Annotated in this window: 18 protein-coding genes and 1 pseudogene; 18 read left to right on the plus strand and 1 reads right to left on the minus strand. The window is 29.7% G+C overall.

All coding sequences use genetic code 11. The features are described from left to right. Position 1: 1 nt before the first annotated feature. The 10 genes from FMAG_RS11070 (at position 2) to FMAG_RS11115 (ending at position 12,889) form a co-directional block, all read left to right on the plus strand. Positions 2-997: a glycosyltransferase gene (locus FMAG_RS11070; protein ID WP_005886706.1), complete on the plus strand. Its 996-nt coding sequence runs from the start codon at positions 2-4 to the stop codon at positions 995-997. Continuing rightward, on the plus strand, positions 984-2,060 hold the full coding sequence (locus FMAG_RS11075) for a hypothetical protein (protein WP_005886707.1): 1,077 nt from the start codon (positions 984-986) through the stop codon (positions 2,058-2,060). The genes FMAG_RS11070 and FMAG_RS11075 overlap by 14 nt, the downstream gene beginning before the upstream one ends. Beyond that, the gene (locus FMAG_RS11080; protein WP_005886709.1) at positions 2,026-3,045 is read left to right on the plus strand and encodes a glycosyltransferase family 2 protein; all 1,020 of its coding nucleotides are present in this window, start codon (positions 2,026-2,028) and stop codon (positions 3,043-3,045) included. The genes FMAG_RS11075 and FMAG_RS11080 overlap by 35 nt, the downstream gene beginning before the upstream one ends. 6 nt (positions 3,046-3,051) lie before the next feature. After that, positions 3,052-4,089, plus strand: a complete 1,038-nt coding sequence (locus tag FMAG_RS11085) for a polysaccharide pyruvyl transferase family protein (RefSeq protein WP_005886712.1) — start codon at positions 3,052-3,054, stop codon at positions 4,087-4,089. A 16-nt stretch (positions 4,090-4,105) separates the two neighbouring features. Then, positions 4,106-5,515: a lipopolysaccharide biosynthesis protein gene (locus FMAG_RS11090; protein ID WP_005886714.1), complete on the plus strand. Its 1,410-nt coding sequence runs from the start codon at positions 4,106-4,108 to the stop codon at positions 5,513-5,515. A 3-nt stretch (positions 5,516-5,518) separates the two neighbouring features. Continuing rightward, a complete protein-coding gene (gene galU, locus FMAG_RS11095; protein WP_005886716.1) occupies positions 5,519-6,382 on the plus strand; it encodes a UTP--glucose-1-phosphate uridylyltransferase GalU in 864 nt (287 codons plus the stop codon). A 9-nt stretch (positions 6,383-6,391) separates the two neighbouring features. Beyond that, the gene (locus tag FMAG_RS11100; RefSeq protein ID WP_005886718.1) at positions 6,392-7,630 is read left to right on the plus strand and encodes an O-antigen ligase family protein; all 1,239 of its coding nucleotides are present in this window, start codon (positions 6,392-6,394) and stop codon (positions 7,628-7,630) included. Between the two features lie 78 nt (positions 7,631-7,708). Further along, entirely contained in the window at positions 7,709-9,394 is a 1,686-nt protein-coding gene (locus FMAG_RS11105) for an AAA family ATPase (RefSeq protein ID WP_005886720.1), read from the plus strand. Between the two features lie 78 nt (positions 9,395-9,472). Further along, positions 9,473-11,152: an AAA family ATPase gene (locus FMAG_RS11110; RefSeq protein ID WP_005886722.1), complete on the plus strand. Its 1,680-nt coding sequence runs from the start codon at positions 9,473-9,475 to the stop codon at positions 11,150-11,152. Positions 11,153-11,230: 78 nt separating this feature from the next. Further along, the gene (locus tag FMAG_RS11115) at positions 11,231-12,889 is read left to right on the plus strand and encodes an AAA family ATPase (protein WP_005886724.1); all 1,659 of its coding nucleotides are present in this window, start codon (positions 11,231-11,233) and stop codon (positions 12,887-12,889) included. Between the two features lie 339 nt (positions 12,890-13,228). Here the strand turns inward: FMAG_RS11115 and FMAG_RS11120 are convergent, their stop codons facing one another. Next, positions 13,229-14,065: a DMT family transporter gene (locus FMAG_RS11120; RefSeq protein WP_455583686.1), complete on the minus strand. Its 837-nt coding sequence runs from the start codon at positions 14,063-14,065 to the stop codon at positions 13,229-13,231. A gap of 248 nt (positions 14,066-14,313) precedes the next feature. On the opposite strand from FMAG_RS11120, the gene dusB reads away from it, so the two are divergent. The 8 genes and pseudogenes from dusB to secF all read left to right on the plus strand — a co-directional run bounded on the left by dusB (position 14,314) and on the right by secF (position 26,752). Further along, a complete protein-coding gene (dusB, locus tag FMAG_RS11125) occupies positions 14,314-15,270 on the plus strand; it encodes a tRNA dihydrouridine synthase DusB (RefSeq protein WP_005886727.1) in 957 nt (318 codons plus the stop codon). Beyond that, a pseudogene (gene mutS, locus FMAG_RS11130) lies at positions 15,270-17,881 on the plus strand (DNA mismatch repair protein MutS). Before dusB ends, mutS begins: the two are co-directional and overlap by 1 nt. A 3-nt stretch (positions 17,882-17,884) precedes the next feature. After that, complete coding sequence (locus FMAG_RS11135) at positions 17,885-20,569, plus strand: LPS-assembly protein LptD (protein ID WP_005886729.1); 2,685 nt, start codon at positions 17,885-17,887, stop codon at positions 20,567-20,569. An 11-nt stretch (positions 20,570-20,580) separates the two neighbouring features. After that, complete coding sequence (gene lptB, locus FMAG_RS11140; protein WP_005886731.1) at positions 20,581-21,306, plus strand: LPS export ABC transporter ATP-binding protein; 726 nt, start codon at positions 20,581-20,583, stop codon at positions 21,304-21,306. Positions 21,307-21,534: 228 nt separating this feature from the next. Beyond that, the gene (gene alaS / locus FMAG_RS11145) at positions 21,535-24,135 is read left to right on the plus strand and encodes an alanine--tRNA ligase (protein WP_005886733.1); all 2,601 of its coding nucleotides are present in this window, start codon (positions 21,535-21,537) and stop codon (positions 24,133-24,135) included. A gap of 9 nt (positions 24,136-24,144) precedes the next feature. After that, positions 24,145-24,564, plus strand: coding sequence for a Holliday junction resolvase RuvX (gene ruvX / locus FMAG_RS11150; protein ID WP_005886734.1), 420 nt, complete (start codon positions 24,145-24,147; stop codon positions 24,562-24,564). A 14-nt stretch (positions 24,565-24,578) separates the two neighbouring features. Further along, positions 24,579-25,811 carry a protein translocase subunit SecD gene (gene secD / locus FMAG_RS11155; RefSeq protein WP_005886737.1) on the plus strand — a complete coding sequence of 411 codons (1,233 nt, stop codon included), beginning with the start codon at positions 24,579-24,581 and terminating at the stop codon, positions 25,809-25,811. Further along, positions 25,802-26,752: a protein translocase subunit SecF gene (gene secF, locus FMAG_RS11160; RefSeq protein WP_005886739.1), complete on the plus strand. Its 951-nt coding sequence runs from the start codon at positions 25,802-25,804 to the stop codon at positions 26,750-26,752. Before secD ends, secF begins: the two co-directional genes overlap by 10 nt. Positions 26,753-26,947 lie beyond the last annotated feature (195 nt).

Raw genomic sequence — 26,947 nt, forward strand, 5'->3', positions numbered from 1 at the left:
AGTGCAAGAGATAAAAGTAAGTGTAATAGTGCCAATATATAATACAGAAAAATTTTTAAAAAAATGTATAGATAGTATAGTAAATCAAACTTTAGAAGAAATAGAAATAATACTAATAAATGATGGCTCAACAGATAATAGTCATAATATTTGTGAAGAGTATAGCAAAAAATATCCTCAAAAAATAAGATATATAAATAATAAAAATATAGGATGTAGTGCTAGTAGAAATTTAGGAATGAGTTTAGCTCAAGGAGAATATATAGCTTTTGTAGATAGTGATGATTATATTGATAAAGAAATGTATCAAGAAATGTATGAAAAAGCTAAGAAAGAAAATTTAGATATAGTTGTTTGTGGAATAACTTATGTAAATCAAGAAACTAAAAAAAGAATATCATCTATTCCAAGTAATATAAGTAAAAAAAGTGACTATTTAATTTATAAAAATAGGATGGCTAATCCTGTAAATAAATTATATAGAAAAAACATAATAAAAAATATATTATTTCCAATAGATACTCATTCAGGAGAAGATATAGTATTTTGTTATAAAAGTATATTGAAAGCTAAAAAGATAAATCATATAGAGAAATCATATTATTATTATATTTATCATGGAAATAATTCAATCTTTAATTTAGAAAAAAGATTAGGTATTTTTATTGCTTTCAAGGAGCTTTATATTTATCTAAAAGATAATGATTATCTAAAAAATAAGGAGATAATAAAAAAGTTTTATGAGAATTTTAATTTTTATGCAATAAGAGGAGCATTTTTTATGTTATTAAATCCTAAATTAGTATCGAATGAAGAATATGAAAAGTATGACAAGTTATTTTATAAAGAATTAAAAAAGATAAAGTTTCTTCCATTTAAATCAAAAGTATTAGTATATTATTATAGAAATATTATTTGGGGAATTAGAAAATTTAATTTATATGATATTTTAAAAAAAATTAAAAATAAAGTTGGAGAATTTTATGAAAGAAACTAAATTTTTATTTATAGGTATCCTATTTTTTATTTTTTTAGGATATTATAGTTCAAATAGATATAATGTAACATATATAAAAGAAGGAAGTATACTTTTTATATTAGGTTTAACATTAATTTATGGGCTGATAAATTATAAAAAATTATCTAAAAAAGATTTTAAGTTAATTATTGGTATATTTTTTAATTTAATTTTTATTTTAAAATATTATTTAAGTTTTTATTTAATTATAATTTCGAAAGGTATAAAACGAAAAAAAAGAATTTTTTATTTTTTATTAATAAGTATATTTTTTTATTTATTAACATTTTTATTAGATAGAATGAATTTAATTTCTAATAAAGAATTTTATAGAAAAACATTAGAAGGAATTATAAATAGAAATGATTTAGGATTTGGGCATCCAAATACAGCTATGATGTCATTATTACCAATTTTCTTTTCAATATATTATTTATGGTATGAAAAAAATAAAATAAAAGTAATAGGAGTAATCCTAATTTTATCTCAACTAACATATAAAGTAACTAATTCTAGGACTGGATATATTTTGATATTTATTTTCTTAATTTTAATTCTAATAAAAGATAAATTTTTATATAAATTGAGATATTTTATATATGGAGAATTTTTTTTCTTACTATATTTTAGTATAGTATTACCTTCAAAATTAAAAGCAACTGTTTATAATAAATTATTAAGTGGAAGATTTTGGTTATTTGATTATTATTTAAATAATCAAGAAATAACATTATTAGGAAAAAGAGAGATAGAAAAACTATATAAAATTTTACCTTTAGATAATACTTATATTAGAGTTTTATTTGAACACGGAATAATAGGTCTGATTATTTCTATATGTTTAATTTTATATGTATTTAAATTATTATATAGATATAAAGATTATAAAGCTATAAGAATTTTTATAGTTGTTTTAATTTTTGGAATAATGGAGGGACAAGCACTTTATTATCACTTTAATATTATTTATTTAATAATTTATGAATATTTAATAAAAAAGGAGAAAAATGAAAAAAATAAGCATATTAATTCCAGTATATAATACAAGTAAATATTTAGAAAGATGTTTGAATAGTATTATTAATCAAAATTTAAAAGAAATAGAAATAATTTGTATAAATGATGGTTCAACAGATAATAGTTTAGAGATTTTAAATAGTTTTGTTCAAAAGGATAGTAGGATAAAAATTATAAATAAAAATAATGGTGGATTAACTACAGCAAGAAATGTAGGAATAAAAAATGCTACTGGAGAGTATTGTTTAAATATAGATAGTGATGATTGGATAGAGCAGGGATACTTAGAGGAAATATATAAAAAGGCTAAAAAAGAAAATTTGGATATGGTTATTTCAGATATTATTTTTGATTATGAGTATAAGAAAGAGGAAATTATAAAAAAAGATTTAAATATAGAAGAAAATAAAATTTTAACTGGTAAGGAGTATTTAAAAATTTTTTTAAGTAAAAATTTTTATGGTTATACTTGGAATAAACTAATAAAAAAAGAAATTTATGAGAAATTTGGAATAGAATATGATGAAGAAATTTTTTTATATGAAGATGTTGAAGTTATAGCTAAATTAGCACTTCATATGAAAAGAATAGGGAAGATAAATAAAGCATACTATCATTATATTCAAGGAGAAAATAATGGAAGTAGAGTTATTAAATTTAAAAATTATTTAGATATGGAAAGATGTTTTAATGAAATAAAAAAATATTATTTAAAAAGTAATATTGAGAAAGAAGTAATGAACTTTTTAGAATTTCGTGAAGAGTATAGCTTGTTTAAAAATTTACTATTTTCATCTTATAAAAAAAATAATGATTATTATGAAAGGGTAAATAAAGTTTTATTCAAAATAGAAATAATGAAAAAGTATAATGATTTGTTGGAAGAGAAAAGTGTTATATTATTTTTTAAATTAGAAAAAAAAGTGAGAACATTAAAAAATAAAGTAATAATTTTTGAAATTATTAAAAAACTAATTTGGGTTAAACAAAAATTAAAGAGGAGTAAGTAAAATTTTATGAGTATAAAATCAATAGTTGGATTAAATTTAAGAAAAATATTAGAAAAAAATGAAATAAGTAAGTTAATAAAAAATTATCAAAATATAGAAAAAATTATATATTTTTCAACACCAGAGCACAATAATTTAGGAGACCAAGCAATAGCGATAGCAATAGAAAAAATACTAAAAGATAAATATAAAGATAAATTAATTTTAGAATTTTCATACAATAAATATAATAGAAATAAAAAAATGATAAGAAAGTTATTAAATGAAAATGATATTATAGTAACAATTGGTGGAGGAAATTTTGGAAATTTATATTTATATGAGGAAGAACAAAGAAGGGATATAGTAGAAAGATTTCCAAATAATAAAATTATAGTTATGCCCCAAAGTATATCTTTCACAAATGACGAAATTGGAAAAAAAGAAATAGAAAAAAGTAATAGTATTTATTCAAAGCATAAAAATTTTAATATAATAACAAGAGATAGAAAAAGTTATAAATATGGAAAAGAGTATTTTCCAAATAATAATGTGTATTTAACTCCAGATAGTGTGTTATATTTAGAAGATTGGTATAGAAATGATGCTGATAGGAAAGATGTTATTTTGACGTTAAGAAGTGATAAAGAAAAAGCATTAGATAATGAAAAAGTAGATAGAATAATAAAGCATTTGGAGTCAAAAAAAATAAATTTTAGAAGAGATGATACTATTCAAAAATATTCTGTGAATAAAGAAACTAGAGAGTATGAAGTAAAAAATATGTTAAGAAAAATTTCATCAGCTAAATTAAATATAACTGATAGATTTCATGGGGTAATTTTTTCTGTAATTACAAATACACCAGTAATTGTTTTTAAATCATTAGATCATAAAATAGAAGAGGGAGTAAAATGGTTTAAACATTTAGATTGGGTTCACTATGTTACAACAGTAGAAGAGGCAGAAAAGTTGATAGATAAATACATGAATTCTGAATATAAAGTAGAAAAAGAAAAATATGAGTTAAAAGAGAAATTAAAAGAAGTATTTTTTAATATTTAAGATTTTTGGAGAATAAATGAATAAATATAAAAAATTAGGATATAATACATTATTTATATTAATAGGAAATATTGGTTCAAAGTTAGTAAGTTTTTTATTATTACCATTTTATACAGCTTATTTATCTCCAGAGCTTTATGGAGAGTTAAATATGATAACAATGGCAATAACTTTTTTAACTCCATTATTAACTTTACAATTTGCTACTACTGTTTTTAGATTTGCTAATCATCAACCAGAAGAAAAGCAAAATATGATAACTTTTATAGCGTTATCAAGCGTAATTCCTATAATATTAATAGTAAGTATATTTTCAAAAAATATTATAGAATATTTTAGGATAGATTATATAACTAGATATTATAAATATATTTTAATAATTTTTATATTTTCATATTTAAATAGTGTATTGAAAGAAAAAATTAGAACAAATTCAAGAGTAAAATTATATTCTGTTATTGGAATAATAGAAACATTTATAACAGTTAGTCTAAATGTTTATTTAGTTCCAAAATATCTGGTATTAGGAATGATAATGTCTATGACCTATTCAGCAATTATAATTTCTATAATTTTAGCTTATTTTTCAAGATTAGATAAAATTATAAGAATAAAATATTGGAATAAAGATGTTTTTAAAGAAATGTTAAGGTATTCGATTCCTTTGATTCCTAATGCTATTATATGGAGTATATTAGCCTTAGCTGATAGAATATTTTTAAAATATTATTATGGATTGGAAGAAGTAGGTTTATATTCAGTAGCAAGTAAAATTCCTATGATATTAACAGTAATTTTTAATATTTTTTATAATTCTTTGCAAATTTCTATGTTAGATGAGTATAAAAAAGAGGGATTTGATAAATTTTTTCATAATATTTTTTATAATATTAGTTTAATCCAAATGTTTGGTGCAATAGGAATAACAATTTTAATAAAACCAATGATTAGATTTATTGTAGCAGATACTTATATTGAAATTTGGAAATATATTCCATTATTTTTATTAACTATTCTATTCAATAATTATTCAGCAATATTAGGAATAAAGTATTTGTTAAAAAAAGATACAAAAAATTTATTAAAAAGTTCATTTATAGCAAGTATAGCTAATATAGGTTTTAATTATTTATTAGTTCCGAGATATGGAATTTTTGGAGCTATAATAGCTACAGTGATATCATATATAGTATTATTTTATATGAGAAAAAAAGATACAGAAGATATGATAAATATTGAAAAGTCTTTCTATCTAGGAAATATAATTATTTTATTACTAAGTTTATTACCTATATTTGAGAGCCTAGAAAATTATAGATTATATATAAGTTTCGTTTTAATTTTTTTATTTATAATAATACAAAAAAATTATTTATTATCTCTATATGATTTTGTTTTAAAAAGATTTAATAGAAGGAGAGTATAATTTATGAAAGTAACAAAAGCAGTCATACCAGCAGCAGGACTTGGTACTAGGGTATTGCCTGCAACTAAGGCACAGCCTAAAGAGATGTTAGTAATAGTAGATAAACCGTCATTACAATATATCATAGAAGAACTTGTAGAGTCTGGAATAAAAGATATAATCATAATTACTGGTAGAAATAAGAATAGTATTGAAGACCATTTTGATTACTCTTATGAATTAGAAGATACTCTTAAAAAAGATGGAAAAGATAAGTTACTAGGAAAAGTAGAGAGTATATCATCTATGGCTAATATCTGTTATGTTAGACAAAATCATCCAAAGGGATTAGGACATGCTATATTAAAAGCTAAATCTTTTGTAGGAGATGAGCCATTTGTAATAGCTCTAGGAGATGATATAGTGTACAATGATAAACCAGTAGCTAAGCAGCTAATAGAAAACTATTCTAAATATCAATCTAGTATAGTAGGTTGTCAAGAGGTAAAGGAATCTGATGTTTCTAAGTATGGAATAGTAAAACCATCTAAATCATTAGATGAAAAAACTGTAGAGATGGTAGATTTTATAGAAAAACCTAGTATAGAGGAAGTTCCATCAAGACTTGCCTGTCTTGGAAGATATCTACTTACTCCAAAAATATTTGAATACTTAGAAAAAACAGAACCAGGAAAAGGTGGAGAGATACAGCTTACAGATGCCATAGTAGCTATGATGAAAGATGGAGAAAAGGTATTAGCTTATAACTTTGATGGAAAAAGATATGATATAGGTAATAAGTTTGGATTACTTAAAGCAAATATAGAGTTTGGACTAAGAAATGAGGAGACAAGAGAGGAATTATTAGAATATCTTAAAAATATCTAGGAGCAACTTATGTTTAAAATCAACCAAAGCATATACAACCAAATAGGAGAGTTAGGTGTATATATCTACACCCTCTCTCTTTTTATATCCAAGTCAGGTGTAAATATAGGGTTAGGATTTTTAGCTCTAGCCTTTTTACTCTATCTTTGGGATAGGAGAAAAATTAAATTGACAACAGAGGAAAAATATATATTGGTTATCCTTATTCTACTACCAATATTTAGCTTTTTCTCAGCAGGTGGAATACACTCTTTTCAAAGAGCTTTAGAAAAATCATACAGATATATTGGACTCTTTTTTATGCCTTACTTTCTTTATAAGGATAGAGTTGTAAAAATAGTACTATCACTTTTTTCCCTTAGTATAATAATATCTTTTATCAATGGTATTCTATACTACAAAAAACTTAAATGGAATTTTAATGTAAGATTTCTCAGTTTCTCAAGTAATACCTTAGATGAGGCACACATATTAGCTATGGGGAGTATGCTGATTTTAGTAGCCATTATCTACTATATCAAAGGAGGAAAATATATAACCTTACTATATACATTTACCCTTATCTTAGCAGTAGCAGCCTTAGTGATGACACAGGGAAGGGGAGCATGGTTAGGTTTTGGAGCTAGTCTATTTGTAGTTTCTTTCTTTCTCTTTAGAAGTAAAAAAATCTTTATAGCTATAACTATTCTTACTCTGCTTTTAGGTTATGGGGGTATCAATAGTAAGGCTTTAGAAAATAATAAATATATCAAGAGAATAGAGAGTATAACTAATACAGAAGCAACGTCTCCAAAGGTAAGGCTTCTTCTATGGGAAAGCTCAATAGATATGTTTAAAAATAACCTTCCCTTTGGAGTGGGAAGAGATAATGCTAGTAAGTATGCTTTAGAGTATATGGAGAAGAACCATAAATATGATGAGATGAAGTATAAATGGGCAAAGGCTCATCTTAAAGAGATAGCTGGCTCTGGTAATCTTCACAGTATGTACTTCACAAGTCTTGCTGAGGAAGGGATACTAGCTTTTCCTTTTATAGGGATGTTTCTATTTATCCTATACAGACAATTTAGATACTGTATAGCTAGAGAAAGAGATTTGAATTTCTATCTAGTAGTAGGTACAATGGGTATGCTTGTAGCCTTTTTAGTAGGTGGGCTTACTGAGAATGTATGGAGAGAGATATGGAAATCCAATATGTTGGTATTCTCTTTAGGGCTATATCTATCCAGAGTAAAGAGTGAGAATTAGAGAGTTTAGGCTCTCTATTTTTTTTACACATATTATGGTATAATATATGAGAGATAAGGGAAAAAGAGAGGTGTGGATATGTTAAAGGGATTACCAATAGGAGTAGAAGATTTTAAGAAAATAAGGGAAACAGACTGTTACTATATAGATAAAACTAAATTAATAGAAGATTTACTAATAGATAAGACAGAGGTAAAGCTTTTTTGTCGTCCAAGAAGATTTGGAAAGACTTTGAGTATGTCAACACTAAGATATTTCTTTGATATAAAGAATGGAGAGGAGAATAGGAAACTCTTTGATGGGCTATATATATCTAACTCTCCACTGATGTCAGAACAGGGAAAATACCCAGTAATATTTATCAGTATGAAAGGAATTACAGGTCATACTTGGAAATCAAGTTTTAGTGATATTAAATTAAAAATTAAAGAGTTATTTAAAGATTATAGCTACTTAGTAGATAGTTTTGATAAATATGATAAGCTAGATTTTGAAAAATATATTTTAGATATTGAAAGTTTGGAAGAGGCAGATTTAAAAAAATCATTACATATACTGACAAAGTTATTATGTAAATACTACAACCAAAAAGTAATTCTTTTAATAGATGAATATGATTCTCCAATTCTTTCAGCTGTAGAAAAAGGTTACTATACAGAGATGAAGGATTTCTTGAGAGCTTTCTATGGAGATGCACTAAAAACTAATGAGTACTTACAGATGGGGGTACTAACTGGAATAATTAGAGTAACACAGGCAGGAATATTTTCAGACTTAAATAATATAGAGAACTACACAATATTAAAAAAATCTTACTCTCAATATTTTGGACTATTAGAAGCTGAGGTAGAGGAAGCCTTAAGATATTATGGAATAGAGTATAAGCTAGATGAGGTAAGAGCTTGGTATGATGGGTATAATTTTGCAGGAACAGAGGTATATAATCCATTGAGTATCTTAAAGTATATTAAGGAAAAAGAGTTAGAATCATACTGGATAAATACTTCAGGAAATGCACTAATTATGGAGATAATAGCCAATAGTGATGATAGAGTAATCAAGGATTTAGAGAAGCTATTTGAAGAGAAAGAGTTAGAAACAACAGTAGATCTAGAGCTAGATATGGGAAAAAGTTTGTTAGAGAGTGATATATGGAGCTTGATGCTGTCATCTGGATATCTGACAATAAAAGAGAAGATAGATAGAAAAAATTATATAATCAAAATACCTAATAAGGAGATAAGAACATTCTTTAAGGATGCTTTTATCAAAATGGTATTTAAAGGAACAAGATATGTAGAGGATGTAAAAAGAGCACTACTAACTAAAGATTTAGAATCCTTTGAGATAGCTTTTCAAAATATGGTGTTAGAAAGTATAAGTTTCCACAACACTACTCTGAATATGAAAAAAGAGGAAGGAAAAGAGATAGATGAACTTGCCTACTCAGAGGTACCATACCAAATGTTTATGTTGGGCTTTTTAACATCAATGCAGGATAAATTTTTTGTAACACCAGAACAGGAGAGTGGCTTAGGCAGGGCAGATATCTTGCTAGAACCAAAGAATAAAAATGGAGTAGGATATATATTAGAGATAAAGGCAACTAGAAAGAATAATAGAATAAGTAACTTAGCTAAGAGAGCTCATAAGCAGATAGATAGCAAGATATATGAGACAGAGCTAAGAAAAAGAGGAGTAGTAGACATAGTAAAAATAGGGATAGCCTTTAGAGGAAAAGAGGTAGAGTTTCATTATGAATAGAGAGTTTAGGCTCTCTATTTTTTTTACATATATTATGGTATAATATATGAAAGATAAGAGAAGAAGAGAGGTGTAGATATGTTAAAGGGATTACCAATAGGAAGAGAAGATTTTAAAGAGATAAGAGAAAATAGTTTTTATTATGTAGATAAGACAAAATATATAGAGGAGTTATTACTAGATGGAACACAGGTAAAATTATTTTGTCGTCCAAGAAGATTTGGAAAGACTTTGAGTATGTCTACCTTAAGATATTTCTTTGATATAAAGAATGGAGAGGAGAATAGGAAACTCTTTGATGGGCTATATATATCTAACTCTCCAATGATGTCAGAACAGGGAAAATACCCAGTAATATTTATAACTATGAAGGGGATTATTGGAAGAGATTTAGAAGAAGTAATAAAAGATATAGAAGTAAAAATCTATGAACTATACAATAGATATTTTTTTATAGAAGAGAGATTAAATCCAAATGCTAGAGAGGTTTTTAATAGATTAGCAAGAAAAGAGGGAAGTATTGCTGAGATAAAAAGCTCTTTGAGATTTTTAACACAGTTCCTATATGAGTACTATAACCAAAAAGTAGTTCTTTTAATAGATGAGTATGATTCTCCCCTACTTAATGCCGTTGAAAAAGGTTACTATACAGAGATGAAGGATTTCTTGAGAGCTTTTTATGGAGATGCCCTAAAGACAAATGAGTACTTACAGATGGGAGTACTTACAGGAATAATTAGAGTAACACAGGCAGGAATATTTTCAGACTTAAATAATATAGAGAACTATACAATATTAAAAAAATCTTACTCTCAATATTTTGGACTATTAGAAGCTGAGGTAGAGGAAGCCTTAAGATACTATGGAATAGAGTATAAGCTAGATGAGGTAAGAGCTTGGTATGATGGGTATAACTTTGCAGGAACTGAAGTCTACAATCCACTAAGTATCTTAAAATATATCAAAGAAAAAGAGTTAGAGTCATACTGGATAAATACCTCAGGAAATGCACTAATTATGGAGATAATAGCCAATAGTGATGATAGAGTAATCAAAGATTTAGAAAAGCTATTTGAAGAGAAAGAGTTAGAGACAGCAGTGGACTTAGAGCTAGATATGGGAAAAAGTTTGTTAGAGAGTGATATATGGAGTTTGATGCTGTCATCTGGATATCTGACAATAAAAGAGAAGATAGATAGAAAAAATTACATAATCAAAATACCTAATAAGGAGATAAGAACATTCTTTAAGGATGCTTTTATCAAAATGGTATTCAAAGGAACAAGATATGTAGAGGATGTAAAGAGAGCACTACTGACTAAAGATTTAGAATCCTTTGAGATAGCTTTTCAAAATATGGTGCTAGAGAGCATAAGTTTCCACAATACTACTCTGAATATGAAAAAAGAGGAAGGAAAAGAGATAGATGAACTTGCCTACTCAGAGGTACCATACCAAATGTTTATGTTGGGCTTTTTAACATCAATGCAGGATAAATTTTTTGTAACACCAGAACAGGAGAGTGGCTTAGGAAGGGCAGATATCTTACTAGAGCCAAAGAACAAAAATGGAGTGGGATATATATTAGAGATAAAGGCAACTAGAAAGAATAATAGAATAAGTAACTTAGCTAAGAGAGCTCATAAGCAGATAGATAGTAAGATATATGAGACAGAGCTAAGAAAAAGAGGAGTAGTAGACATAGTAAAAATAGGGATAGCCTTTAGAGGAAAAGAGGTAGAATTTCATTATGAATAGAGAGTTTAGGCTCTCTATTTTTTTTACACATATTATGGTATAATATATGAAAGATAAGAGAAGAAGAGAGGTGTGGATATGAGACCAATAGCAATAGGAGTATCAGATTTTAGAAATATTATAGCAAACAATTGTTTTTATGTGGACAAAACAAAATTTATAGAAGAGCTAGTAAATGATATGACAGCTGTTCATCTGATAACAAGACCAAGAAGATTTGGAAAGACACTAAACCTATCTATGCTCAAATATTTCTATGATATAGAAGGAAATACTGAAAATAGAAAACTCTTTGATGGACTATATATATCTAACTCTCTAGCAATGTCAGAACAGGGGAAGTATCCAGTAATATTTTTATCATTTAAAGATGTAAAGGCTGATAGCAGTCTGGAGATGATGGAAAATATAGCAATACTTATGAAAAACCTATATGATAAATTTGAATATATTAGAGAGAAGTTAAATCAGAGCAACTTAATGGAGTTTGATGAGATTTGGTTAAAGAAAGACAATGCAAATTTAAGAGGTGCTCTTTTAAATCTATGTAGTTACTTAAAAGAGTATTACAATCAAGATGTAATCTTACTAATAGATGAGTATGACACACCAATGGTATCAGCTTATGAGCATGGATATTATGATGAGATAAAGATGTTTTTTACTACCCTATATGGAAGTGCCTTAAAGGAAAACCCAGCTTTGAAAAAAGCAGTACTTACAGGGATAATGAGGATATCTAAGGAAAATATCTTCTCTGGGCTAAATAATGTAAAGGTAAACTCAATATTAGAAGATGATTTTGCTGAGTATTTTGGAATAACAGAGAAAGAGGTGGAGAAATCTCTAATAGAGTATGGATTAGAAGAGAGATTACCAGAGGTACAGAAGTGGTATAATGGATATATCTTTGGTGGGGTGAGAGTCTATAATCCATTTAGTATAACAAATTTCTTAGATAGAAAAAAAATCATGCCATACTGGGTAAATACTTCAAGCAATACACTAATTAATAAGGTGTTAAAGGAAGCAAGTAGCTCAATATTTGAAGAGCTATCTAAATTATTTCAAAGAGAAACAATAAATAAAACAATAGATGTATATTCAAATTTTAATGAGCTAAAAAATACAGAGCAAATTTGGTATCTACTAACAAATGCTGGATATCTAACACCAGTAGAGGAGATAGATTTTGGAAAGTACAGTATAAGGATACCAAATGAAGAGGTGCACTATTTCTTTGAAAGAGATTTTATTCGTAATTTTTTAGGAAGCGTAGATAATTTCGATAGAACATTGAGCTATCTATTAGAGGGAGATTTTGATAACTTTACCTATGAATTAGAAAACATTATGTTAAATAGTGTAAGTTGTTTTGATTTTAATTCTAACTCAAAGGAGAGCCACTACCATGTATTTATCTTAGGAATGCTGTTAGGACTTAGAAGAAGATACTACATACACTCTAATAGAGAGGGTGGAAGAGGAAGGTATGACTTAGTAGTAGAGCCAATGGATAAGAGCAAAAATGGACTGGTGATAGAGTTTAAGGTGGCAAAAGAAAAAGAGGAGCTAGAGAAAGCAAGTGAGGAAGCCTTAGCTCAGATAGAGGAGAAGAGATACTATGAGGGGCTAAGAGATAGAGGAGTAGAGAGGATAATCTTAGTGGGAATATCTTTTTACCAGAGGGATTTTAAGTTACAAGGAAAGATTATAAAGGGAGTTGTTGCAATTTAAGAAATTAAAGTTATTATAAATAATTCAAGAATGACTTTCGTTCGAAGAATAAAGAGCAAGTAGGCTTATCTCACTAAAAACACAAAACTCGTTTCACTCAAACAGTTGTGTTTTTTAGTGTTCGATTTCGCTGACTTGCTCTACTTATTCTCCTCAATCTTCGTCATTCTTGAATTTTATTCTCTCTCCTAGTAAATTTCTTAAATTGAAATCAGGGGAAAAGAAGAGTAAAGGAAAAGGGAAAAAATTTACTGTAATGAGCATTGCGTAAGCACTAGCGATTGGAAGTAAACTTTTTTCCTTTTATATTGTTAAATATTTTTATTTTTTGATTTCAATTTAAGAATTTGCAACAGCCTCTTTCAAACTAAGTATAGCTAAAGCAATTAAAGTAATAACTAATCCAACTAAAGATAAAATAGTGGGAATCTCATTATAGAATATAAGGCCAAATACAGTAGCAGCTATAGGTTCACAAGAGCAAAGTATAGATGCCTTACCAGTGTCCATATATTTCAAAGAGATAGTGTAAAGAGCATATGGAAATATACAGGTACAAAGGGAGTGTGCCAACATAAAAATTGACATCTCCAAAGGGCTACTACTGATTATCTCCCCTACAAATCTCCAATCATTCATAGGAAAAAGAACTATGGTAATAGCCACAGTACTATATAGTGTTATAGTAAGAGCATCATATTTTTTCTCCATAGCAATTTTAGAAAAAATACTATATAAAGAGTAGAAAATAGCAGCAAAAAGTCCTACCACTATCCCTTTAAATGACCAATGCATAGTAGAGGCACTTTCAAAAACACCACTAGCCAAGGCACAACCTAAGATAGCTAAAAGCATACAAAATACTTTTGTACCTGTAATCTTCTCTTTAAATAGAAAAAATGAGAATATTACAACAAATATAGGTGCTAGGCTTAAAAGTACAGCTGATAGTGAAAGAGATAGCTCTGTGATAGAGTAGTTATAGCTGAGATTTAATCCCAAAGTACCAAGGACACCAGCTCCAAAAAATACCCAAATATCTTTAAGCTTTATGTAGAAAAGTTTTTTATCAGCTACAAAGAGCCAAAAGATAAGTATAGGTAGAGCTAGAAAGACTCTTAAAAATACAACAGAGTAGCTATCTATTCCCAATTCAATCAATCTTCTTATAAATATTCACCCTGAACCAAAAAATATTCCAGATAAGATAGGAAAGATAGAGATAAAATTATTAGTTTTTTTAATCATAATGATGTTTCTCCCCTTGTTATTAAAATATATACCTTTGATATTATAGTATTACTTTTTACAAATATCAAGTTTTTCTCTTCTAATCTCCAATGCTATATTGAAAAAATGTCATAAATATGGTAAAATTTTTAGATTGAGATATCTTTTCAATAAGAGATGGAGGAATAAAATTTATGACGAAAATATATATAGCTCCAATAGCTGGAGTTACAGATTATACGTATAGAGGAATATTGAAAGAGTTTAATCCAGATATGCTATTTACAGAGATGGTAAGTATCAATGCTATGGAGTGTGCTTCTGAAAAAACTCTAAAGGTTATTCTAAGACTTAGAGAGGGAGATTCTGTACAGCTGTTTGGTAAGGATATTCCAAAGATGGTAGAGAGTGCAAAGTTTGTAGAGAGATTAGGAGTTAAGCATATAGATATCAACTCTGGATGTCCTATGAAAAAAATTACAAGTAATGGGTATGGTTCAGCACTTATGGCAAATCCAGAGCATATAAAGGCTATGTTATCAGAGTTAAGAAGTGCTTTAAATGATGATACAGGATTATCTATAAAGATAAGAGCTGGATATAAGGAGTTTAAAAACCCTGTGGAGATAGCAAAAATTGCTGAAGAGGTAGGATGTAAACATATCACTGTCCACGGAAGAACTAGAGAGCAGATGTATACTGGTAAAGCTGACTGGAGTATAATCAAAGCTGTAAAGGAGAGTGTAGGTATTCCTGTAATAGGAAATGGAGATATATTTACAGCAGAGGATGCCAAAGAGAGAATAGATTATTCTGGAGTAGATGGAATAATGTTAGCTAGAGGAATATTTGGAAATCCTTGGTTAATAAGAGATATTAGAGAGTATTTAGAGTATGGGAAAATTTTAAATCCTGTAACTCCATTAGATAGAATAAATATGGCAATAGAGCATACTAGAAGAACTCAGATAGAGCATCCAGAGAGAGATTTTATATTTGAGCTTAGAAAACATATTTGTTGGTATTTAAAAGGTATAAGAAACTCAAATCCAATCAAGGATAAGATAAATCATACAGATAAGTATGAAGAGGTATTGGAGTTACTGAATATATTAAAAGTGGGAATTGAGCAAGAGGGAGTTGAAGAGTAATGGCAGAAACGCCACTTATGAGTCAGTACAGAGAGATAAAATCTCAATACACTGACAGTATACTATTTTTTAGGCTTGGGGATTTTTATGAGATGTTTTTTGAGGATGCAGTTACAGCATCAAAGGAGCTAGGACTTACTCTTACTAGTAGAAATAGAGAAAAGGGAATAGATGTGCCACTAGCAGGGATACCCTATCACTCTGTGGCTTCATATATAGCAAAGTTAGTAAATAAAGGATACAAGGTAGCTATATGTGACCAAGTAGAAGACCCAAAGGCAGCTAAAGGAATAGTAAAAAGAGAGGTAACAAGGGTAATAACTCCAGGAACTATAATTGATACAGATTTTCTTGACGAGAAGAGTAATAACTACCTAATGGGAATAAAGATAACAGATGAGGTAGGAGCCATAGCTTATATAGATATTACTACTGGAGAGTTTAAGGCTAGTGAGATAGTTGGAGAGGATATTTTGTTTAGACTTCTAGGGGAGATAAACAAGATAGCTCCTAAGGAGATACTACTAGATGAAAAAACTTATGACAGCTATATAGATGAGTTTAAAAAACACAACTCTCTCAGTGATATAAAATTTACTAAAACTGTAGAGAGAAGAAAGGCTGAAGATTATCTAAAGGATTATTTTAAGGTAATATCTTTAGAGAGCTTTGGAATGAAGGATAAAAAATCAGCTATTACAGTATCTACAATGGTATTAGAGTATGTTGTAGACTTACAAAAGGGAAAAGAACTACCTATTACCAATATAAGCTATGTAAATAGTGAAAATGTAATGGAGCTAAATATAACTACTCAAAGAAATCTGGATATAATAGATAATCAGAGAGAGAAAAATAGTGCAGGAACTCTACTTTGGGTAATGGATAACTGTATGACCTCTATGGGAAGTAGACTGCTTAAGAAATTTATAAAAAATCCTCTTTTAGATGTAGAGAAGATAAAAGAGAGACAAAAAGATGTGGGATTTTTTATAGAAAATGTACTTCTTAGAGAGGAGATAAGAGAAAAATTAAAGGATATCTATGATATAGAGAGAATAATAGGAAAGCTTATCTTAGAGACAGAAAATGGAAGGGATTTAATAGCACTTAAGACTTCGATAAAAAACTCTTTGGAGATTTATAAGCTTTTAAAAGGAAATCCTCTTTTTGAGATAGAGGTAAAAACTCTTATAGAGATTTATAATATGATAGAGAAGGCTATTGTAGATGAGCCACCATTTTCTATAAGAGAGGGAGGAGTAATAAAATCTGGGTATAACTCTGATTTAGATGAGTTACACAATATCTCTAAAGATGGAAAAGATTATATCTTAGAGATAGAGAAAGAACAGGAATAAAGGGGCTAAAGATAAAATATAACAAGGTATTTGGATATTTTATTGAGGTAACTAAGGCAAATACATCTCTAGTACCAGAGGACTATATCAGAAAACAGACTCTAGCCAATGCAGAGAGATACATAGTTGCAGATCTAAAAGAGTATGAGGAAAAAGTACTGAATGCCAAGGAGAGAATAGAGTCTTTAGAGTACTATCTATTTAAAAAGTTGACAACAGAGATAAAAAAATATAGAGAGGAATTACAAAATCTAGCCTATAAGGTAGCTTATCTAGATGTAATTACAGATTTTGCTCATATAGCTGTAAAAAACTCCTATGTACAACCAGAGGTAAATGATGGGGAGGATATAGAGATAATAGCAGGAAGACATCCAGTAGTAGAAAAGCTTATACCAGCTGGGGAGTTTGTAAAAAATAATATAGTCTTTGATGATAAGAGAGAGATAATAATCCTCACTGGTCCAAATATGTCTGGTAAATCTACCTATATGAAGCAGACAGCTCTTATAATAATAATGGCACATATAGGTTCATATGTTCCAGCTAACTATGCAAAAATTGGACTTGTGGATAAAATATTTACAAGGGTAGGAGCTAGTGACGATCTGCTTACTGGACAATCTACATTTATGTTGGAGATGAGTGAGGTAGCTAATATAGTAAATAGTGCTACAAAAAAATCTTTTATTATCTTAGATGAGATAGGAAGAGGGACATCTACCTTTGATGGTATCTCAATAGCCACTGCTATCACTGAGTATATCCACGAAAAAATTGGAGCTAAGACAATATTTGCTACACACTACCACGAACTTACTCAACTAGAAGAGAAGCTTGAAAAAGCTGAAAACTTTAGGATAGAGGTAAAGGAAGATGAGAATGAGATAATTTTCCTAAGAGAGATAGTAAAAGGTGGAGCAGATAAGTCTTATGGAATAGAGGTAGCAAGACTTGCAGGACTACCTAAGGAGATACTAGATAGGTCAAAGGCTATTTTAAAAAGATTAGAGGAGAGAAAGGAGATAGTTGAAAAAAATCTAGGTGGAGAACAGCTACTTCTTTTTGGAAATATGGCTCCTAAAGAGGGAGAGTGTCAATGTAAAAAGGAATCTCTAAAAGGGAAGGAGCTAACAAAAGAGCAAAAAATAGTGATGAGGGTACTAGATGAGATAGAACCAGAGAGATTAACACCATTAGAAGCATTGTTAAAACTGAATGAGTTGAAAAAAATATTGAATGGGAGTTAAAATATGAATAAGAAAAAGATAGTTTATGGAATTATTTTTATTGTAGTAATTGTGTTGGGATATCTTAACTATTTTGGAGATGAGGGAGAGCTAGGAAAGACAGAGCAAGTAATAGAGACTAGCAATGTAACCTATAAAAATGAAGACTATGTGGTGGAAGCTCAGCTACAAAAGGATTATATAAAAGAGAATGAAACAGGATTTGAAAAAGCAAAAGCTAAGGTAAATGATATGCTTATCAGTGGAGATAATGTCTTTATTGATAAGGTAAGAAACTTAGCTTTAAAAAACAATATCCTTGGAATAAGTCCTAATGGGTGGAGCTTTAAGGCAGAGAGTGTAGATTATAATAAGTTAAAAGATGAGATAAAATCTACTACTGGAGTAACTGCTATCAATGAGGAGCAGGGAATAAAAATCTCTGGGCAAAACTTTACTACTGACTCAAAGATGAGCTATATAGAGTTGACTCAAGATGTAGTACTAGAAAATGAAAGTATAGCTCTAAAGGGGGATAAGGGTGAGTATGATGATTTGACTAAGATAGTAGTACTTTCTAATAATATCACTCTTGAGGGTAGAGGAGAAAATGTAGGTTTAGTAGATGGACACTTTAAAACTTTAAGATATAATTCAGATAGTAGAATATTAGAAGCTTGGGAACCTTTTGATACAACTTACAAAGAGGTAAAGTTATCAGCAGAATCTCTATATTTCAAAGAGGATACAGAGGCATTAAAAGTTTCTAAAAATGTTGTAATAGAGGCAAATGGATTTAAAATCTATGTGGATAGAGTGGACAAAGCTGGAAATAGTAATATATTAAAAATTGCTGGTAAGATAAAAGGTAGTGATGGAACTTATTCCTTTGAGGGAGATAAGGGAGAGTACAATACTGAGAGTAAAGTCTTGACTATCTTAGGAAATATAAAGGGAAGCTCTACTAAGGGAGAGAAAATAGCAGGAGATAGATTGGTATATGATACTAACAGCAAGCTTATGACTCTCTCTGGAGATAAAAATGTAAAATACTCGTCAGCAGATGGAGAGCTAATTACAAAAGTTTTCAACTATAATAGTGAAACAAAAGAGATGAGTACAAGTGGAGCTTACACTTTCTCTGGAACTAAGTATGAAAGTAAGGGAAAAAATCTTTATTACAACGGAGAGAGTAAAGATGTAAAGATAACTGAGGGTTATCTGTTAGATAAAGAGAAAAAGCAAAGACTTAGTGGAGATAAGATAGCCTATAATACAGATACACAGGATAGCTCTGTAATAGGAAAAGCCTTTATGGAAGATGAAAAATATTCTCTTTCAAGTGAGAGTATCATCTATACAGGAGCAGATAAAAATGCTAAAATAAATGGTAACTATATAGTAAAAGCTCAAGATAGTGGAATGAAATTTCAAGGAAAAGATGCTACTTATAACCAAGAGAGTGGAGAGTTTTTAAGTGCTGGTAGTGTAAAATTACAAAATGAAAACTATATAGCTAATGGAACTGATCTTACTTATAATACAAAAACTGGATTGGGAAAATTGGGAAGTAGTATAGAGATAGTAAATCCTAAAGACAATATAAGAATAACTGGGGATACTTTCTCTTTCAAAAATGGGGAGTATTTAGAGATAGCTGGAAATCTTCATATGGAAGGGGAAGATGTCATTGTAGATTCTGAGAGAGCTAGATATAGTTTAAAAGATAAAAATATCTATATTCCAGAAAAAATAGATTTTAAGTCAAAAGATGGCAAAACTTATGGTATAATGAGTAAAGGAGTTTATTATACAGAGAGTTCAAAATTTGTTGGAGATAATTTCAATGGTAAGAGTAATACAGCTACTCTTACAAGTAGAAAGATGACATATTTCTCTCAAGGAGAAAAAGCTCTATTCCAAGGTAAAGTGGTCATGAAGGACACTGACTCTACATTTAGAGGAGAGAGTGTGGAATATTATCCTAAAACAGAAACAGTAAAATCTTTAGAGAAGTATACTATTAATTATAAAGATTTTACATTTAAAGGGGATAATGGAGTTTTCAATAATAAAAGTGGAATATTAGATGGAAATAGATCTGATATTACAACTGCAAATGGAGATAGATTTATCTCTGATAAAGTTCATGGAAACTTAAATGAGATGATAATGGATTTTACTGGTAATGTAAATGGACATGTAAATGACAATGGAGTTATCACTACATTTAGTGGAGAATTTTCAAGAGTATACTTCAAAAATAGTGGAAAATATGAGATACTAAGAAGTGAAGTAAGAGAGAATGCTGTCTTTATTCAAGGGGATAAAAAGCTTAAATCTGACTATATAGAGATAGATTCTAATAGAAGATTAGTTTTCTCTAAAGAGAATACAGAGCTTACATTAGTTGATGCAGTCAATGGAGAGACAGTTATAAAATCGGCAGTTGCTGAGGTAGACATAGATAAGGATATGGCTACACTTATAGGAAATGTACAGATTAAAAATAATAACTCTGAATATGGACTAACTAATGTAACTGCAGATAGAGGAATAATTAGACAAAAAGCTGGAACTGTGGAGTTAATAGGTCATGTGGAGATTGAAAATAATGAGTCAATAGTTCAAGCAGACAGAGGAATATATGATATGAACAGTAAGAAGATAAAAGCCTCTGGAAATGTCTATGTAGACTACAAAAAATAAGGAGATAAAGTATGATAAATTTATCAGCTCAAAACCTATGTAAAAGTTATAAGAAGAGAAAAGTTGTAGATAATGTAAGTCTAGAAGTAAAAAAAGGAGAGATAGTGGGACTACTAGGACCAAATGGTGCTGGAAAGACAACTACTTTCTATATGATTACAGGAATAGTAAAACCTGAAAGTGGAAAAGTATTTTGTGACAATATGGAAGTTACAGACTATCCAATGTATAAAAGAGCTAATATGGGTATAGGATATCTTGCCCAAGAGCCATCAATTTTTAGAAATTTGACAGTTGAAGAAAATATCGCTGCTGTACTTGAGATGAAGGGAATAAGTAAAATTGAGCAAAAAGAGACAATAGATAAACTTCTTGAGGAGTTTAAGCTAACTCATGTTCAAAAATCTTTAGGATTCTCTCTTTCTGGTGGAGAGAGAAGAAGGGTAGAGATAGCTAGAACAATAGCTAATAATCCTAGCTTTATCTTACTAGATGAGCCTTTTGCTGGAGTTGACCCAATAGCAGTAGAGGATATACAACAGATAATAAGATATTTAAAAAATAGAGGGTTGGGAATACTGATTACTGACCACAGCGTAAGAGAGACACTTAGAATTACTGAAAAAGCTTATATAATGGCTCAAGGAAAAGTACTTATAAGTGGAACTCCTGAAGAGATAGCAGAGAATGAAACTGCTAGAAAAATCTATCTAGGAGAGAAATTTAAATTAGATTAGATCATTAAATTTTAAAAATTGTTCCAAGTTCAAGAAAGTTGATTAATTAGGCTTATCTCACTAAAAACACAAAACTCGTTTCACTCAAACAGTTGTGTTTTTTAGCATTCGATTTCGCTGTATTAATCTAACTTTCTCTCACTACTTCCACAATTTTTGAAAATTAATTATATTTAAGATAACAGAGGAAAAAATTTAATTTGAAAATAGAAACAAACTGGAGGAACTATGTTAACAGGAAATCAAATCAGAAAAGAGTTCATAGAATTCTTTAAAAAGAAAAATCACAAACATTTTGAAAGTGCATCTCTAATTCCAGATGACCCAACACTTTTATTAACAGTTGCAGGAATGGTACCTTTTAAACCATATTTCTTAGGGCAAAAGGAAGCTCCATATCCAAGAGTAACTACTTATCAAAAATCAATTAGAACTAACGATTTAGAAAATGTTGGAAGAACAGCTAGACACCATACTTTCTTTGAAATGTTAGGAAACTTCTCATTTGGAGATTATTTCAAAGAGGAAGCAATAGTTTGGTCTTGGGAATTCGTAACAGAAGTATTAGGATTAGATAAGGACAAATTATGGGTATCTGTATTTACAACAGATGATGAAGCTGAAAAAATTTGGATAGAGAAGTGTAACTTTCCTAAAGAGAGAATAGTAAGACTTGGAGAAGATGAGAACTGGTGGGCAGCTGGACCAACAGGTTCTTGTGGACCTTGTTCAGAAATCCACGTGGACTTAGGACCAGCTTATGGTGGTGATGAGAACTCTAAGCTTGGAGATGAGGGAACAGATAACCGTTTCATAGAGATTTGGAACCTAGTATTTACAGAGTGGAATAGAATGGAAGATGGATCATTAGAGCCACTACCTAAGAAAAATATAGATACTGGAGCTGGACTAGAGAGAGTTACAGCTATGGTACAAGGTAAGTCTAACAACTTTGAAACAGACTTATTATTCCCATTAGTAGAAGAGGCTGGAAGATTAACTAATACTAAATATGGAGAGGACAAAGAAAAAGACTTTTCTTTAAAAGTTATAACTGACCACTCAAGAGCAGTTACTTTCTTAATAAATGATGGAGTAATCCCATCTAATGAAGGAAGAGGATATGTATTAAGAAGAATCTTAAGAAGAGCTGTAAGACACGGAAGATTATTAGGACAATCAGAACTATTCCTATATAAGATGGTAGATAAAGTTGTAGAGATGATGAATGAAGCTTATCCAGATTTAAATGACAACTTAGAGCACATCAAAAAAGTAGTTAAGATAGAGGAAGAGAAATTCTCTCGTACTCTTGACCAAGGAATACAACTTGTAAACCAAGAGATAGAAAAAGTAAAATCAGAAGGTGGAAAGAAACTTTCTGGAGATATAACTTTTAGATTATATGACACTTATGGATTCCCATATGAATTAACTGAAGAGATATGTGAAGAGAAAGGTGTAGAGGTTTCAAGAGAAGAGTTTGAAGCTAAGATGGAAGAGCAAAAAGAGAAAGCAAGAGCAGCTAGAGAAGTTGTAATGGAAAAAGGACAAGATAGCTTTATTGAAGAGTTCTATGATAAATATGGAGCTACTAACTTTGTAGGATATGAAACTTTAAAAGAGACAGCTAAATTATTAAGTATCAGAGAGGGAAAAGATGGAAAAACTCTTATGATATTTGATACAACTCCTTTCTATGGAGAGTCTGGAGGACAAACTGCTGATATAGGAGTTATCTCTGGAAATGGATTTGAAGGAAAAGTAGTAGATGTTCAAAAACAAAAAGGAATATTTACTCATACAGTTGAAATAGTAAAAGGAGAAGCTAAAGAGGGAGAGGAGTATCTATTAGAAGTAGATGAGATGAATAGACTTGCTACTGCTAAAAACCATACAGCTACTCACTTACTACACAAGGCTTTAAGAGAGGTACTTGGAACTCATGTACAACAAGCTGGTTCATTAGTAAATGGACAAAGATTAAGATTTGACTTCAACCACTATGAAGCTATGACTTCTGAAGAGATTGAAAAAGTAGAGAATTTAGTAAATGAAAAAATAGCTGAATCTCTATGTGTAACAGTAAGAAATATGAGTATGGACGAAGCTAAAAAAGAGGGAGCTATGGCTCTATTTGGAGATAAATATGGAGATGTAGTAAGAGTTGTAAAAGTAGACGACTTCTCTATTGAGCTTTGTGGAGGAACTCATATAGATAATATAGCTAAGATAGGATTATTCAAAATAGAGTCTGAAAGTGGAATAGCTGCTGGAGTAAGAAGAATAGAGGCAGTTACAGGACTTGGAGCTTATGAATTAGTTAAGAAAATGGAGAGAACTCTTAAAGAGATAGCTAAGACAGTAAAATCTGATGAGGCTAATGTAGTTGAAAGAGTTGAGAAGATGACTGAAACTTTAAGAGAGAACTCTAAAGAGATAGAGACATTAAAAGCTAAGATAACTAACTATGAAGCTGGCTCATTAAATGCTGCTGCTGAAGAGATAAATGGAGTAAAAGTTGTAATAAAAACTTTCAAAGATAAAACAGCTGAAGAGTTAAGACAAATGGTTGACTCTTTAAAAGATAAACTAGGAAGTTGTGTAGTTGTACTTGCTTCTGGAGAGGATAAAGCTGTATTTGCTGTAGGAGTAACTAAGGACTTAATAGGAAAGGTTAAAGCTGGAAACTTAGTAAAAGAAGCTGCTCAAATAGCTGGAGGAAATGGTGGAGGAAGACCTGACTTTGCTCAAGCTGGAGGAAAAGATGCTTCTAAGATAGAGGAAGCTGTAGCTAAAGTTAGAGAAACTCTAAAAACTTTATTATAAGGGGTAAAAATGTTTAAAAAATATGTTGCCTTAGATGTTGGTGATGTGAGAATAGGTGTGGCTAAATCTGATATAATGGGGATATTAGCCACTCCCCTTGAAGTTATTGACAGAAGAAAAGTAAAGGCAGTAAAAAGAATAGAGGAGATACTTATTCAGGAGAATACAAAATCTCTTGTAATAGGGATACCAAAAAGCTTAGATGGAACAGAAAAAAGACAAGCTGAGAAGGTAAGAGAATTCATAGAAAAGCTCAATAAGAGTATTGAGGGATTGGAAATCTTTGAAGTAGATGAAAGACTTACTACTGTTTCTGCTGACAGACTTCTAAATGAAACTAATAAAAAGGGAGCATTAGAAAAGAGAAAAGTAGTAGATAAAGTAGCAGCTGCTATAATACTTCAAACTTTCTTAGACAGAAAAAAATAGCACTGGAGGAAAAAATGAGTTCAAAATTAATGATGAGATTACTCCTTGTGATAATGGTAGTCTGTGGAGCTGTATGGTTGAGTTTTGCAAAACCTACTAAACTTGGGCTAGATTTAAAGGGTGGAGTATATGTGGTATTAGAAGCAGTACCAGAAGAGGGAGTTACCATAGATTCTGAAGCTATGGATAGACTTATTGAGGTACTAGATAGAAGAATAAATGGATTGGGAGTAGCTGAATCAGTAGTACAAAAAGCTGGAGATAACAGAGTAATTATAGAGTTACCAGGGGTAAGTAATACAGAGGACGCTATAAAAATGATAGGGAAAACAGCACTTTTAGAGTTTAGAATTATGAATGAAGATGGAACTTTAGGAGAGACTCTACTTACAGGAGGAGCTCTTAAAAAAGCAGATGTTTCATATGACAACTTAGGTAGACCTCAAATCCAATTTGAGATGAACCAAGAGGGAGCTATAAAGTTTGCTGAAATAACTAGAAATAATATAGGTAGACAATTAGCTATAACTCTTGATGGAACTGTGCAAACAGCACCTATGATAAACTCTGAAATTCCAAGTGGAAATGGAGTAATTACAGGAAACTATACAGTAGAAGAAGCGAAAGCTACTGCCACACTATTAAATGCTGGAGCATTACCAGTGAAAGCTGAAATAGTAGAAACAAGAACAGTAGGAGCTTCTCTAGGAGACGAATCAATAGCACAAAGTAAAAATGCAGCAATATTTGCTATGGCTTTAATTGGTATTTTTATGATAGTATTCTATAGATTACCAGGAATAGTAGCAGATATAGCATTAGTTATATTTGGACTTATTACTTTTGGAGCTTTAAATTTTATAGATGCTACTCTTACTTTACCAGGAATAGCAGGACTTATTCTTTCAGCAGGGATGGCTGTTGACGCCAATGTAATTATCTTTGAAAGAATAAAAGAGGAGTTAAGATTAGGAAATAGTATCATCAATAGTATAGGGGTAGGATTTAACAAAGGATTTGTGGCAATATTTGACTCAAACATCACTACTCTTATAATTACAACAATCTTATTTACATTTGGAACAGGACCAGTAAAAGGATTTGCTGTAACTTTAACAATAGGTACATTAGCTTCTATGTTTACAGCTATTACAATAACAAAGATACTACTACTAGTATTTGTAAAAACATTTAAATTCGAAAGACCAGAGTTATTTGGAGTAAAGGAGGTAAACATATGCAAATAGGAATAGTAAAAAATACTAAGAAATTTCTAGGGCTATCTGTTGTATTAGTTGTACTTTCCCTTGCAGTAATTTTAACTAGAGGATTAAATTATGGAATAGATTTCTCTGGAGGAAGTTTAACACAGATAAAATTTGAAAAAGTTGTTTCGCTAGCAGAGATAAACAGTGTTTTAGATAATGTAGCAAAAAACATTCCTCAACTTAGTGGAAATAGTAGAAAAGTACAGGTATCAGAAGGAAATACTGTAATTATAAGAACTCAAGAGTTAACAGAGGCCCAAAAAGATGCACTACTAGAGAGCTTAAATACAGTAGGGAAATATGATATAGATAAAGTAGAAAAAGTTGGAGCAAGTATAGGTAAGGAGTTAAAAACTTCAGCTGTATATTCTCTATTAATAGGTGCCGTATTAATAGTAGCCTATATAACAGTTAGATTTGAATTTATATTCTCATTGGGAGCTATAATAGCTTTAATACATGACTTAATTATAGCTATTGGAGTAATATCACTTTTAGGTTATGAAGTAGATACTCCATTTATAGCTGCTGTACTAACAATATTGGGATACTCTATCAACGATACAATAGTTGTATTCGATAGAATTAGAGAGAATATAAAGCGTAAAACAAAACAAAAACTTACTTTTGAAGAGCTTTTAGATAAGAGTATAAATCAAGTTATGATAAGATCAATAAATACATCAGTTACTACACTTTTTGCTATAATAGCAATATTAATCTTTGGTGGAGATTCACTTAGAACTTTTATAGTGACACTTTTAGTGGGAATATTAGCTGGAACATATAGTTCTGTGTTTATAGCAACTCCAATCGTTTATCTATTAGATAAGAAGAAAAGAGATGGAGGAAACTCTGGTATAGAGAAAAAGCTTCAAAAGAAAGAAACTCAAGAAACAAAAGAAAAAATACTAGTTTAAAGAATATTTTTAGCTACTCAGCTATTTTTAAAAGAAAATTAAGAATTGTTCCATATTCCAAGAAGTTGATTAACTACGAGTTCATCTCGCTAAAAATGCAAGGGTTAAGTCTTCGATTTATTGCATTTTTTAGCGTTCGATTTCGCTGTGTTAATCTAACTTCTCTTCATAAATTACACAATTCTTTGAGTTTTC

It is taken from the genome of Fusobacterium mortiferum ATCC 9817 (genome assembly GCF_000158195.2).
Classification (GTDB): domain Bacteria; phylum Fusobacteriota; class Fusobacteriia; order Fusobacteriales; family Fusobacteriaceae; genus Fusobacterium_A; species Fusobacterium_A mortiferum.